This window comes from Brevibacillus sp. HD3.3A (assembly GCF_013284375.2).
GTDB classification, from domain to species: Bacteria; Bacillota; Bacilli; order Brevibacillales; family Brevibacillaceae; genus Brevibacillus; species Brevibacillus parabrevis.
In genome coordinates, this window is sequence record NZ_CP085874.1 from 335,887 (window position 1) to 349,528 (window position 13,642).

At 53.7% G+C, this 13,642-nt stretch carries 13 protein-coding genes; 10 read left to right on the top strand and 3 right to left on the bottom strand.

Annotated elements, in window-relative coordinates; genetic code table 11:
* Positions 1-40: 40 nt before the first annotated feature.
* The gene (locus HP435_RS01945; protein ID WP_122962161.1) at positions 41-808 is read right to left on the bottom strand and encodes an SDR family oxidoreductase; all 768 of its coding nucleotides are present in this window, start codon (positions 806-808) and stop codon (positions 41-43) included.
* Positions 809-1,087: 279 nt separating this feature from the next.
* Here HP435_RS01945 and HP435_RS01950 point away from each other — a divergent pair, with 279 nt between their 5' ends.
* From HP435_RS01950 to HP435_RS01990, 9 genes are read left to right on the top strand one after another with little or no spacing between them, the layout of a single operon-like run.
* Positions 1,088-1,933, top strand: a complete 846-nt coding sequence (locus HP435_RS01950) for a histidine racemase CntK family protein (RefSeq protein ID WP_173597901.1) — start codon at positions 1,088-1,090, stop codon at positions 1,931-1,933.
* Between the two features lie 22 nt (positions 1,934-1,955).
* Positions 1,956-2,762: a methyltransferase domain-containing protein gene (locus tag HP435_RS01955; protein ID WP_173597902.1), complete on the top strand. Its 807-nt coding sequence runs from the start codon at positions 1,956-1,958 to the stop codon at positions 2,760-2,762.
* Between the two features lie 11 nt (positions 2,763-2,773).
* Positions 2,774-4,075 carry an opine metallophore biosynthesis dehydrogenase gene (locus HP435_RS01960; RefSeq protein ID WP_173599700.1) on the top strand — a complete coding sequence of 434 codons (1,302 nt, stop codon included), beginning with the start codon at positions 2,774-2,776 and terminating at the stop codon, positions 4,073-4,075.
* Between the two features lie 37 nt (positions 4,076-4,112).
* Positions 4,113-5,726, top strand: coding sequence for a staphylopine-dependent metal ABC transporter substrate-binding lipoprotein (nikA, locus tag HP435_RS01965; protein ID WP_173599701.1), 1,614 nt, complete (start codon positions 4,113-4,115; stop codon positions 5,724-5,726).
* 8 nt (positions 5,727-5,734) lie between these two features.
* Entirely contained in the window at positions 5,735-6,667 is a 933-nt protein-coding gene (gene opp1B / locus HP435_RS01970; RefSeq protein WP_173599702.1) for a nickel/cobalt ABC transporter permease, read from the top strand.
* Position 6,668: 1 nt separating this feature from the next.
* Positions 6,669-7,562, top strand: a complete 894-nt coding sequence (opp1C, locus tag HP435_RS01975) for a staphylopine uptake ABC transporter permease subunit CntC (RefSeq protein WP_122962167.1) — start codon at positions 6,669-6,671, stop codon at positions 7,560-7,562.
* Between the two features lie 6 nt (positions 7,563-7,568).
* Positions 7,569-8,390 (top strand): staphylopine uptake ABC transporter ATP-binding protein CntD, encoded by an 822-nt coding sequence (locus HP435_RS01980; protein WP_122962168.1) that lies wholly within the window; start codon positions 7,569-7,571, stop codon positions 8,388-8,390.
* Complete coding sequence (locus HP435_RS01985; RefSeq protein ID WP_173599703.1) at positions 8,377-9,120, top strand: ABC transporter ATP-binding protein; 744 nt, start codon at positions 8,377-8,379, stop codon at positions 9,118-9,120. The genes HP435_RS01980 and HP435_RS01985 overlap by 14 nt, the downstream gene beginning before the upstream one ends.
* A gap of 33 nt (positions 9,121-9,153) precedes the next feature.
* Entirely contained in the window at positions 9,154-10,365 is a 1,212-nt protein-coding gene (locus tag HP435_RS01990; RefSeq protein WP_173599704.1) for a staphylopine family metallophore export MFS transporter CntE, read from the top strand.
* 90 nt (positions 10,366-10,455) lie between these two features.
* Here the strand turns inward: HP435_RS01990 and HP435_RS01995 are convergent, their stop codons facing one another.
* The gene (locus tag HP435_RS01995; protein WP_063229073.1) at positions 10,456-11,508 is read right to left on the bottom strand and encodes a 2,3-butanediol dehydrogenase; all 1,053 of its coding nucleotides are present in this window, start codon (positions 11,506-11,508) and stop codon (positions 10,456-10,458) included.
* 332 nt (positions 11,509-11,840) lie between these two features.
* Between HP435_RS01995 and HP435_RS02000 the strand changes: the two genes are divergently transcribed.
* Entirely contained in the window at positions 11,841-12,884 is a 1,044-nt protein-coding gene (locus tag HP435_RS02000; RefSeq protein WP_122962171.1) for a LacI family DNA-binding transcriptional regulator, read from the top strand.
* 73 nt (positions 12,885-12,957) lie between these two features.
* Here HP435_RS02000 and HP435_RS02005 read toward each other — a convergent pair whose 3' ends face one another.
* Positions 12,958-13,563, bottom strand: a complete 606-nt coding sequence (locus HP435_RS02005) for a TetR/AcrR family transcriptional regulator (RefSeq protein WP_122962172.1) — start codon at positions 13,561-13,563, stop codon at positions 12,958-12,960.
* Positions 13,564-13,642: the final 79 nt, after the last annotated feature.

Genomic DNA, 13,642 nt, shown 5'->3' on the forward strand with positions numbered 1-13,642 from the left:
AATCGACTTGGGAGACAGCCCTTTTTTGCGTCGAGTGTCCTTACAACCGCGATCCGCCACTGGCGTCAAGCAATTGTCCGGTTACCCACCGACTGTCAGGCGAGGCGAGGAAGGAAGCGATATCTGCCACGTCTTCCGGCTCGCCCCATCTGTTGAAAATGGACAGGCTTGCGGCGTATTTTTGTCCGTCTGGATTGTTTTGCAGGGTGCCAGCATTCATTTCGGTATTGATGATGCCCGGTTGAATGGCGTTTACCGTGATGTGGCGGCTGCCAAGCTGTTTTGCCAGCGCGAGCGTGAGGGTATCCATCGCTCCTTTGGACACGCTGTAGGCAAAAACCGTTGGCGAAGCTACGCGCGTCACAAACGACGACAGATTGATGATCCGCCCGCCATCTTTCAGACGAGACAAGGCTTGCTGGATGACAAAAAACGGACCTTTTACATTGATGCTCATGACTTCATCGAACGATTCTTCTGTCGCTTCTTCCAGAGACAAAATCTGACCGATCCCCGCGTTGTTCACCAAAATATCAAACTGACGCTCTCCGGTGCGAGCGATCAAGGCATCATCCAAAGCGGCAAACAAGTCGTGAATACCCGCGAGCGTGCGCAAGTCGGCACCGACGGCAAAGGCCGCACCGCCGTTTTTCTCGATCTCCTGCACGACTTCCTCGGCTTCCTTTTGTCTGCGGCCATAATGTACGGCGACCAACGCGCCATCTTGTGCGAGACGCAGTGCGATGCCGCGGCCAATACCGCGACTTGCTCCCGTTACCAAAGCGATTTTTCCATTCAACTTGCTCATGTCCTCATCTCCCTGTTTGAAAAGTCATGTTAGTTATATCACAGGGGGACATTTGAAATATTGCTCTCTCATTCCTCCGTCTAGGGTACAGATTGATTTCCTGACCATTGTCTCGATATCGGTACTCCGGAGCATGGCGACAAAAAAATATATTTGGAACACATTGACAATCACCAGAATTGTACCATATAGTTATCGGTATTAAAACGTAATGATTACGTTTTTCATTTAAACAACCCAAGATGCTTACGTTAATCATATGTGTAAAGGGTGGGGATCATGAGGCAAGAAGTCGATTTTATCAAGTTCAATCCCACGCAAAACATGACGATTCTGGTGAAAACGAAGCATCTGACGGAGCAGTATTCGCGCATTGCGTCCAGGCTGATGTCCTACGACAGCGTACATGCAGAGCAAGTCGGCTTTATTGAACAGGCGCAGCAGGATGGAGCGCGTGCTCATTTGCAAATGGCGGGAGGTGAATTTTGCGGAAATGCGTGCATGGCTCTGGCTGCTTGGCTCGCCTGGGAGAACGGTCTTGGCCCCAATGAGCGGACAGAAGTCCGGTTAGGGGTATCTGGAGCGGAAGGGCTTGTGAATTGCCGGGTCAACCGCCTCGCGGATGAATACTACTGCCAGCTTGATATGCCAGTGCCGCAGCGTTTGGAGCAGCGCACGATTTCGTACGAGGGCAGCGAATGGAACCTGGCGATGGTCAGATACCCGGACTTTTTGCACGTCGTGATTGAAGCCGAAGTCATTTGCGAGGATTTGCGGAAAAGGGCAGAGTCGCTGGCGAAGCTTCTTGGCTCGGTGTCGGAGTGGAGCATGGTCGGGATTTTGTTGTATCAGCCTGTCAGAAACGAGCTTGCGCCGCTCATTTACGTTCCCGAGCTGGACAGCTTGGTTTGGGAGCGCGGCTGCGGATCGGGAACCGCTTCGGTCGGTGCCTATCTCGCCTGGAAGCAGCAAAAAGATACGTCTGTTGAGATCAGACAGCCGGGAGGGACCATCCATGTGGATGCCACCTGGCGAGGGCAGGAAGTCGTTCGTTTGCAAATTGGCGGGTCTGTCGGCATTGTCGCACAAGGCAAAGCGTATATCGAAATAGGGAGCAACAATTGAAGAGGGTGAAGGTGGGAGTGGAGTGATCAAACCAGAACTGTTTCAGGAGTGTGTCCGGGATTTTTGCCAAAGATTTTCCGAATTGGCGAAGGTGTATGACGGTACGATCCAGCACAGCTTCGAGCTTGCCGCTGTGATCGATGAATACTCTGCTTTTGTGACGGCAGAAAGCAACAAGGAAGCCTGGGAATGGCTGGTGCAAAACGAGCCGGAACCATTTCAAGGGCTGGTAGCGGATGTGAGGCAGGTGGCGTCGCGTTGCGTGGCGATCATGGAAAAATACCGGGCGTTGAAGCTGCTTGGCGGGCAAGCAGAAGGAGCGGACTACTTCAAAAATATCGAATCGTGCATCGAGGAGGAATTTGGGAGCTTTCAGGTAGGGGCAAATTCCAAAGTGCTGCTGGTCGGCTCAGGTTCCTATCCGATGACGCCTTTATTGATTGCGAAGCGCACTGGAGCGCCCGTCGTCGGGATCGATATAGACGAGGAGGCTATCCAGCTCGGGCAAAAGGTAGTCGATAGGCTTGGACCGGGGCTGCCGATTCAACTGGAGAGATCGTATGTCGAGCAGCTTCCTGTGACGAAGGAGGCGACCCATATCATCTTCAGTTCGACTGTCTCGAATAAATACGAGATTCTCGATCAGCTACACGCGCTGACAAAGGAAGACGTGGTCGTCGCCATGCGGTATGGCGATCACTTGAAGTCGCTGTTCAACTATCCGATGGAAGCGGTCGACGAGCAAAAGTGGAGGCTGGTCGAAACCGTCTTGCGTCCTGAGCATGTTTTTGACATCGCTTTGTATCGCAAAGCAGCAGTCATCCAATAGGGAGGTTGTGTATGAACGTCTTGCAACGAGTGTTGCTGCTGGGAACGGGTCCGGTAGCGGTTCAATTGGCTGTTTTGCTGAAAAACGAGTGGAACTGCCAGGTGGGAATGGTCGGGCGAAAATCGGTGCGCTCTGCGTCGTTCTTTTCGGCAGTCAAAGAAAGCGGCCAGCGCCTGATTGTCCATGTACAAAATGAGCAGCACCGCAGACTGGCTGGGGAATGCGTCCTCGATCACTTGTTTTGCGGGTATCAGACGGTTTATGGCGAGTGGGACACGATTGTTTTGTCTGTCACGGCCGATGCGTACATAGAAGTGTTGCAGCAACTGGATGAGTCGGTATGGCAACAGGTGCGAAGAGTTGTCCTGATTTCGCCGACATTCGGCTCCGGCGGCCTGGTCCGGCAATATTTGCAGGAGCGGCAATCGGACGCGGAAGTGATCAGCTTTTCCACGTATCTCGGCGACACACGCTGGTTGAATGGCGATCCGTCGCATGAAGTCGTGACGACAGGAGTGAAGAAAAAAGTCTTCATCGGCTCTACCAATCTGCTCTCTGCTTCTGTCAAAAGGCTGCGCGAGCTGTACGAGCGCATGGGAATTGCACTGGAAGCCAAGGATTCCCCGCTTGAGGCCGAGACGCGAAATATATCGCTGTACGTGCACCCGCCTTTATTCATGAACGAGTTTTCGCTGCGCGTCATTTTCGGAGAGGAAAAGGTGCCGAAGTACGTGTACAAAATGTTTCCGGAAGGCCCGATCACGCAGCACGTCATTTTCGATATGCTCGGGCTGTGGCAGGAAATCACGAATGTGGTAGAAAAGCTCGGCATGAAAGGCGTCAACCTTTTGCAGTTTATGACCGACGACAATTACCCGGTGCGTCTGGAGAGCCTATCGCGCCGTGACATTGAGAACTTCCCGTTTTTTGAACCGATCCGTCAAGCGTATTTGCTGTATATCCGCTATACGTCTTTGCTGGTCGATCCGTACTCCGAACCGGATCAAAACGGCAGGTATTTCGACTTTTCCGCCGTTCCGATCCGCACGATGTTCGTCAACAGCGAAGGCAGCTGGGATATGCCGCGCATGCCGAAAGAGGATTACTACCGGATCAAAATGATTCGCGGAATTGCCGCGTATGTGGGCGCTCTTTGCCCGACGATGGACAAGCTTATCGCTACGTATGAAAAGAAACTGGAGGAAGCCGCTGCCGCGCTTGCAGGCGAGTCACTATCAGAGGCGTTTCGCGTGCAAAGCTTCGAGAGCGACGTGCAGCTGGTTTGCCGCGAGCTGGGAAAGGTGCATCACTAGACAGACAAAATGAACAGGAAACGCAGGAGGATCGAGCATGAAAAAAGCACAAGCAGGATGGCTATGGGGAGCAATCGTTTCGCTGCTGGTATTGGCGGGATGCGGAAATGAAAACGCAGCGCCGAGCGAACCGGAGAAGCAAGCCCGGGAACTTGTCATGGCTGTATCCAAAGATATAAAAGATATGAACCCTCATCTGTACACAGGCTCCATGTTCGCGCAGGGCATGCTGTATGAGTCGCTGGTGGAAAATACCGAAGAGGGAATCAAACCGCTGTTGGCTGAATCTTGGGAGATTTCTGGAGACGGCAAGGTTTACACGTTTCATCTGCGAAAAAATGTGACGTTTCACGACGGAGCGCCCTTCAACGCAGACGCTGTAAAGAAAAATATCGAGGCGGTCCAGCACAATGCCGCCAAGCATTCCTGGATCAAGCTGTCGACGAAGATCGCAAGCTGCAACGTGGTGGACGAGCATACTGTCGAGTTGGTGTTGACCGAGCCTTATTATCCGACTCTAGTGGAGTTGTCGATGACGCGCCCGTATGTGTTTGTCTCCCCGAAAAATTTTATCGAGGGTGAAACGAAAGACGGGCTGAACGGTTACAGCGGTACCGGGCCATACAGGCTGGTCGAGCATAAAGCGGAACAGTCCGCCGTCTTCGAAGCGAATGAACAATACTGGGGCGGTGCGCCAGCTATCAAAAAAATTACGGCGAAGGTGCTTCCGGCGGGGGAAACAACGTATTTGGCGCTGCAAAAAGGCGAGGTCAATTTTGCCTTTACCGATGACCGGGGGGCGAACAATCTCGACGTAGAGGCGATGAACCAGTTGGAACAGTCGGGAAAATACCAGATTGTCCGCAGCCAGCCGATGAACACGAACTTTTTGGCAGCAAACAGCAGCAAGAAGGAGAGTCCCGTCCACGACCGCGCTGTCCGTGAAGCGCTCTGGTACGCGATGGACAGAGAGCTGATCAGCAAACAAATTTTTGCGGGAACGGAGCCGCCAGCCGACACTCTCTTTTCTTCCAACGTCAACTATGCCAATGTCGAGTTGAAGCAGCGCGAGTATGCTCCCGAAAAAGCCAAGCAACTGTTGGAGGAGGCAGGGTGGCTCGCGGAGCAGGCAGGCGGTGTGCGCAAGAAAAACGGAGCGGTGCTGGCGATGAAGCTCTACTACGATGTGAACTCCTCTGCGCAAAAAATGGAAGCGGAATGGATGCAGGATCAGTTGAAGGGGATCGGGATTCAGCTCGACTTGATCGGAGAGGAGTCCTCTTCCATTGCCAGCCGCAGATCCAGCGGCGACTACGATTTGCTTTTCAACCAAACATGGGGACTGGCTTACGATCCGCAAAGCACGATCGCGGCTTTTACTTCTAAGTCGTCCTACTACTATACGACAAGCGGCATTGCGCAGGCGGATGAGCTGTATAAAAAAATCAACGACGTCATGGTGTCGACAGAGGAGCAAGCACGCAAGTCTCTTTACCGCGACATTTTGAATATCGTGCATGAGGAAGCGGTGTTCATTCCACTGACGAACGGCAGCGTCACGATTGTCGCTCCCAAAGCTTTGCAAGGCATTTCCTTTAAACAGACCCAATACGAGTTGCCGTTTGAACGCATGTCGTTTGCAACGAAGTGAGGATAGAGATGGGGCGTTATTTGCTAAAAAGGCTGCTGATTTCGATTCCGCTGCTTGTCCTTGTGTCGTTTTGCACCTTTTGCCAGATGCAATTCTCGCCGCTCGACCCGGCAGAGGTGGTGCTGCAAGCGCAAGGCGTACCGCAGATCACTCCGGAGCTGGTGGCGCAGACCAAAGCGGAGCTTGGCATGGACAAGCCGTTTATCGTGCGCTATCTGGATTGGCTCTTGAGCTGCTTGCAGCTTGATTTCGGCTATTCGTACGTCACGGGCAAATCGGTCTGGTCGCTGCTCGGTCCGGCTTTTGTCAATACGCTCAAGCTGACTTTGGTTTCAGTTGCCGCCATTCTCGTGCTGTCTGTCGCCCTCGGGGTTATATGCGCCCTGCAAGCAAGCAAGCGGACAGATCAAGCGGTCAGAGCCGTATCCTTTTTGCTGGCTTCGCTTCCACCCTACTTGCTGGCGGCGATATTGGTCTGGTACTTCGCAGTCAAGCTCGACTGGCTGCCGACGAGCGGCATGGATTCGTACAAAAGCTACTTGCTGCCTGGCGCTGTGACCACGATTGGCTACGCAGGCATTTATTTTCGCATGGTCAGGAGCGCGGTGCTTGGCAACTTGCATGAAGAGTATGTACGTTACAGCCGGGCGTGCGGGCTGCCGGAGCGAAAAATCATGCTGCATGTCATAAGAAATTCGTTGCAGGTGACTACCGCCGTATTTTGCATGGCGATCCCTGTCATTTTAGGAGGCACTGTTGTGGTGGAAAACGTCTTTGCCTGGCCGGGGCTGGGAACGTTGAGCGTCAAAGCGATCATGAGCCGGGATTTTCCGCTCATTCAGGCGTACGTGCTTGTGCTGGCAGTCGCTTTTATTTTGTTCAACACGGTTTCAGATGTGCTTCAAGCGGCGTTGAATCCAAAGCTGAGGGAAGAGTTGTAGCATGAAATGGCTGAAAAATGCGCTTCACGACAAAGTCGCCATGGCATCGTTCACTTTTCTCGTGTTGATTGCGGCAGCCGGGATTTTTGCCCCGTTTCTGGCTCCCCATGATCCAAAAGCTGTGCATATGGATATGCGCTTTGCTCCGGCTTCGTGGGAGTATCCGCTTGGCAATGATCAGTTGGGGCGATGCGTCTTGTCCCGGCTGATCTACGGCATCCGTCCCAGCTTGCTGTGGGTGCTCGCAGCGCTCGTGTTGTCTGTGGGCATCGGGGGAATCGTCGGTTTTGTGGCCGGATATTTCCGCGGGCGGCTGGACGCCGTTTTGATGCGGTTGTGCGATGTCATGCTGTCTTTTCCCGGGTATGTGATGACTTTGGCCATCATCGGGATTATGGGAGTGGGCCTGGAAAATATTTTGATTGCGTTTGTCCTCTCCAAATGGCCCTGGTTTGCCAGGGTGATTCGCACCTCTGTGAGACAGTACGCAGAGGCGGATTATGTCCGGTTTGCCAAAGCGATCGGGATCAGCGACTGGCAAATCATGACGAGGCATATCGCTTTGGTGGCGACTCCCGACATCGCCGTGATTGCCAGCAGTTCCTTGGGGTCGATGATCTTGCAAATATCCGGATTCTCGTTTCTGGGGCTGGGAATCCAGGCTCCGAATGCCGAGTGGGGCATGATGCTGAGCGAAGCGCGGGAAGTCATGTTTTCCCGCCCGGAGCTGATGCTTGCCCCTGGTTTGGCGATCGTCCTGACGGTTTGCGCGGTCAACTTTTTGGCGGACGCGCTTCAGACAGCCCTGGACCCGAAGCTTGGGCGGAGCAGGCAAAAGCCGCAAGCGCTCGTTTCCGCCCTGGATACCGGAATCAGTGGAAAGAGCGGGAGGTGATTGCACATGGCTGTACTGGAAGTAGCGGATTTGCAAATTTGGGACAGCGGCACGAATCAATGCCTGGTCGCTGGCAGTTCTTTTCAGGTAAAAGCCGGGAGTTGTCTGGCGATTGTCGGGGAAAGCGGGAGCGGGAAGTCGCTGACCTGCAAGGCGATTATGCGCTTGAACGACAGCGGGCTTCGTCAGTCAGGAGAAATCCGGTTCAAAGGGGAGAACTTGCTGGCTCTCTCGGAAAAAGAGATGCGCCAAAAGCGCGGGAAACAGATTTGCCTGATTGTGCAAAATGGAATGCGTGCCTTTGACCCTTCATGCGTGGTCGGGGTGCATCTGCTTGAGACGATTGCTACTCACTTTGACTGGGGGCGTGACGAGATAACGACCAGGCTGACAGCGGCCATGGAGAGCGTCATGCTGAGAAATCCGCGGGAGATCATGAACAAGTATCCCCACCAGTTATCCGGAGGGATGCTGCAACGGATCATGATTGCTCTGGCGCTTGTGCTGGCGCCTGATCTCATCATCGCCGATGAGCCGACGACCGCTCTCGACGCCGTCTCGGCCTTTGAAGTGGTAGAGCAGCTCATGGCTTTGCGTCAGAACACGGGCTGCGCGATGATCTTCGTCTCGCACGACTTGGGTGTCGTCAAAAAGATCGCGGATGAGGTGCTGGTCATGAAGGAAGGGGCAGTGGTCGAGAGCGGAGCGGCGCACCAGATCTTTTCCAAGGCGCGGCATGAGTATACGCGTTATCTTGTGTCCAACAAGCTTGCGCTCAGCCAGCGATTCAGCCAGGTGATGGGAGGCGTGGACGTTGCTGAAGGTTGAAGGGGTAGCGAAAGCGTATAAAAAAGCAGGTCTTTTTTCCAGAGAAAGAGAGCAAGTGCTGGCGGATATCCATTTTGCCTGCGATTACGGAGAATGTCTGGGGATCATCGGGGAGAGCGGAAGCGGGAAGTCGACGCTGGGACGGCTCGTGCTGGGGATTGAGCAGCCGGATCGCGGAAGCATTTTGTTCGAGGGAGAGAGCGTGACGAAGCGCAGGGGCCGAGCCGGGAAAATCAGCGCTGTGTTCCAGGATTACACTTCTTCGATCAATCCGTTTTATACCGTCGAAGCGGCGATTATGGAGTCGTTGCGCCTGATCGGGATGGGAGGGCAGGAGGCAAGTGACAAGCTCGACTTTTTGCTGGATCAGGTCGGGCTTGATCGCTCCTATCGCCAAAAGCATCCGCATGAGCTGTCCGGGGGCGAAGTGCAGCGAGTGTGCATCGCAAGGGCTGTCGCGACAAATCCCACGTGCATCGTCTTGGACGAAGCGATCAGTTCGTTGGACGGTTCCGTGCAAATGCAGGTGCTGCAATTGTTGAAGCAGCTCGGGCAGACATACCGCATGAGTTACCTGTTTATTACGCACGATTTGCAGGCGGCGGCTTATTTATGCGACCGGGTGATGATCGTACATCGCGGACGAGTGGTAGAGACGGTCGCGGTCGAGCAACTGAAAGACGTACAGTCTGCCTATGCCAGAAAGCTGTTGCGCATGGTCATGCTGTAATGTAACGACGACAGACAAGGAGGGAGAGCTGTTGTGAAGGGAGCGTTGGCCTGGCCTTTTTTGCGGTTGTATCTTTTGACTTTGTTCTATTTTAGCGCCAACTCCATACTGAATGTGATCATTCCGCTGCAAGGCTCATCGCTGGGGGCTTCCAATACGACCATCGGGATAGTCATGGGGGCGTATTTGTTTACGACAATGCTGCTGCGCCCGTGGGCTGGTCACATTATTCAAAAGCGCGGGCCGATCAAGGTGCTCCGCACGATTTTGATCCTGAACGGGGCGGCGTTGATCCTGTACACGTTTACCGGACTGGAAGGGTATTTTGTCGCTCGCATGCTGCAAGGGGTGTGCACGGCCTTTTTCTCCATGGCTTTGCAGCTCGGCATTATTGATGCCCTGCCCGAAAAAGAACGCTCCCAAGGGATATCGATGTACTCGTTGTGCGCGTATTTGCCAGGGATCGTCGGGCCGCTTTTGGCTTTGGGCATCTGGCAGCCCGGGGAGATGGGCAGCTTTGCCGTCACGATGATCGCGATTGCGATTTTGACGGGTGTGGTCGGGTTCACCGCCAAAATCGACGATCCAAGCGATGGGCAAGCCGGGGCTGGCGGGCAAGGACAGGCGAATGCGAATGGAAAAGCGGAAACCTTTTCGGCGTTCGGCCCATTTTTCAAAAATCCGCACTTGCTCGCATGCAGTGTGCTGATGCTGACATCCTCGCTTGTATTCGGGGCGGTGACTGCTTTTATTCCGTTGTACGCGCTGCAAATTGCCGGCGGTCATGCGGGAGTTTTCCTGATGCTACAGGCGGGAACGGTCGTTTTGGCGCGATTTGTTTTGCGAAAAAAAATTCCTTCCGATGGCAAATGGCGCGCTTCTTTTATTATGGGGGTGATGCTCATCCTCGCTGTCGCGGCACAGAGTGTGAGCTTGTCCGCTGCGGGCGGGTTTGTCTTCTTTTACGTAGGGGCTGTGTTGATGGGAATCGCGCAGGCGCTGCTCTATCCGACATTGACCACGTATTTGACCTTTGTTTTGCCGCAGGCAAGCCGCAATGTCCTGATCGGTTTGTTTATCGCCACAGCCGATCTCGGTGTTTCGCTCGGCGGAATTATCATGGGGCCAGTCGCGGATTTGTCTTCGTATTCGTTCATGTATATGCTGTGCGCTTTGCTGGGAGTGGCTATGACCTTGTTTGCCTATGAGCGGCGCAAAGCGCTGACAGAGGCGGAGGCGGCGTAGAAAAGAAAAAGGAGCGGAAGGCCGGAGTGTAGCCAGCCTGTCCGCTCTTTGTTTTGTGAGAGGGATTTATCATATTGGAATCGTTTTCGATTACGCTTTTGGACTGACGAGGATTTTCACCTGATTTTTCTCTTTCAGGAGCGCTTCGAAGCCGTGATCGACGATTTCGTCCAGCTTGATGCGTTGGGTAACGAGCTTGTCCGCCGGGAAGAAGCCTTTTTCCATCAGGCTGATTACGGCCGGGAATACGTCGCGGTAGCCGATGATGCCAGTCATGGAGCGTTCTTTCATGACGATGTTGTTCGGCTTGATCGACGCTTCGCGTTCGAAGATGCTGACGATCATGATTTGTCCGGCGATTTTCGTAGACTCGATCGCTTGGGTGAGAACTGGTGGCACGCCTGTTACTTCGAAGGCAATGTCAGCCCCGCCGTTGGTGCGGTTGTGAATTTCCTGAACCACGTCGTATTCTTGTGGGTCGAGGACGATTGCGCCCAGCTCTGCTGCCTTGCTTTTGCGCTCAGGAGACAGCTCGACAGCGTAAATTTCTGCTGCGCCTGCCGCTTTCAACGCTTCGATCACGAGCAATCCGATTGGTCCGGCACCGAAGACGACTGCTTTGTCTCCTGCTTTCAGTTGGCTGGAACGCACAGCGTAAAGAGCTACAGCAGATGGCTCGACCAGTGCGCCTTGCTCATAGGAGAGGCTGTCCGGGATTTTGTGAACCATGTGTTCGTCGCAAGCAACGTATTCCGAGAAGCCGCCACCGCCGCCAGCGAGGCCGAGGAAGCCCATTTTGCTGCACAGGTTGTATTTGCCCTGGTTGCAAGCCGCGCAAGTGCCGCACGCGAAAACAGGTTCAACAACGACGCGGTCGCCAACCTTGATATTTTGTACGCCTTCACCGATCTCGACAACTTGTCCGGAAAATTCATGTCCCATGACAATTGGCGCTTTTTCGCCAGTGAGCGGGTGAGCGGTTCCTTCCGGGATGAAGATTGGTCCAGCTACGTATTCATGCAGGTCGCTTCCGCAAATGCCGCACCATTCCACTCTGATTTTTACCTGTCCTTTGCGAGGTTCAGGCTGTTCGATTGTTTCCAGACGGAGGTCCTTTAAACCATGCCAGCGTAACGCTTTCATAAATGGTCAGCTCCTTGTAGGTGGATAAAATATATGATGATCGGAATCAGTAATTAAAACAGGAAACGTTTCCGAAAAATAATATGTCATAACTTTGACATATTGTCAAACTGTAATATCGAGTGAAAATCGTGCGACTGATTGTTGAGTGGGAAATCTAGCGAATGTTTTTGGTTTGGCTGAAAATATCCGTTGTTGCATGCGTGAAGGCTCTGACCGGGCGTGGCGTTTGCATTACCGCCAGAGCCGCGTGTGATATAATAACGATAATAAAAGCGGCAGATTCGTAAGAAAGCAGAAAACGATTCCAAGCAGGAAAGGAAAGCATTGCATTGGATACCAATCATAAAGTGACGATTGAAGACGTGGCGAAAAAAGCAGGGGTAGGAATTGCTACTGTGTCGCGAGCGATCAATGACAGCGAAGGGATCAGCCCGAAGACGAAAGCGCTGGTTCTGCAGGTGATTGAGGAACTCGGATTTACCCCGAACACTTCTGCGCAGAGCCTGAAAGTACGCCAGACGTATCAGATCGCGCTGGCTGTGCCGGACATTCGCAACGCGATTATCCCGGACATTGCCTGGTCTGTGGAGCAAGCGGCGAAGCAGCACGGCTATCGCGTCGTGCAAATCAACACGTCAGGCAATGCGCGGACCGAGCTGGAGACTGTCCGCGAGGTGAAAAAGCTGCATGTGGACGGGCTGATCATCATGCCGCTCGCCTACCCGAAAACGCTTGTTCCGCTGATCAACAAGGCGAGCGTCCCGGTTTCGATTATCAACTACGGGAAAAGGCTTGAAGAAAACGTGAAGGCCGACGTCGTCAGCATGGCTCGCCAGGAGGGGCGGCTTGTCATGGAGCATCTGATCAAAATCGGGCGGACGCGGATTGCTTACGCCGGGGCGCCTAAAGACAAGATCGAGGAACGCTACTTTGCGTACGAAGGATCGCTCAGTCACGTCGATCCTTCGCTGGTGTATTTCGGCGAGGACTTCTCCTTTGAGACTGGCCGCCGGGCCGCTGACTATTTTTTCAGCCTGAAAAACATGCCGGACGCCATCTACGCGGTCAACGACATGGTGGCGATTGGGATCGTGAATCGCTTCAAAGAGCTGGGCGTTCGCGTTCCGGAAGATGTGGCGATCGTGGGGATCGACAACAACGTCTGGACGACGATCACGACTCCGCAGATCAGCTCTGTGTCCATCATGGGGGAGGAAGTGGCACGGCTTGCTACCGAGCTGCTTTTGAAACGGATTCGCGAAAACGGTTCCGGTGCATATGAGCGGGTACAGTTTGAACCGAGGCTCATTGTCAGGGAATCAAGCGTGGCGATGATTCGCAAGTCGCCGATGGATAACGAGCTGCCAAGATGAAGGAAGCCGAGAGATGGACAGGAAGGAATTGCTCCTGCGATCTCTCGGCTTTTTTTATTGGGGAAAAGCCGATTTATTTCAGCGGCTCTTTTGTCAGCAACAGACCGTTCAATAAAGCGGTGAGGCTTTGCAGCGCTTTGGACAAATCCGCTTCCGGCGCGTCGGAGTTGGCGAGCCAAAAGGCAGTATCAGCCAGGCCGCCGTTCAACAGCCGGGCAAGCGCTTCGTGGTCTGTTTTGACAATCATGCCATCTTCCATCAACTGGCGGAGCGTTTCCGCCATCGTCGCCAGGCATTGGGACTGGGAGGATTGCCAGTAGGCATTGCCCAGGATGGAAGGTGCGTCCCGCAGGACAATGCGCTGAATCTCCGGCTCAAGCGCCATGGCGAGATAAGCGCGGCAACGGCAGACAAAGCCTTCCCATGCATTTTCCGCTTCTGTGGAGATGGTGGCGAGCTTTTCGTCCATTTCTGCGTCGATTTGCTTGACCACTTCTGCGAGCAGACCTTTTTTGTCTCCGAAATGATGGTAAAGCGCTCCGCGGGTAAGTCCGACAGAGGCTGTGAGATCGTCCATGGATGTGTCCGCATATCCGATTGTGCCAAAGGCTTGTCTGGCTGCACTTACCAGCTTGGCGCGGGTTTCTGTTAGCATTTCTTGGCGTGTCTTGCGGGTCATGGGACTCCTCCTGTTTGATTGGTATGGATTGACATACGTCGCGTATGTTTTTATGATATTGGCATACGGGACGTATGTC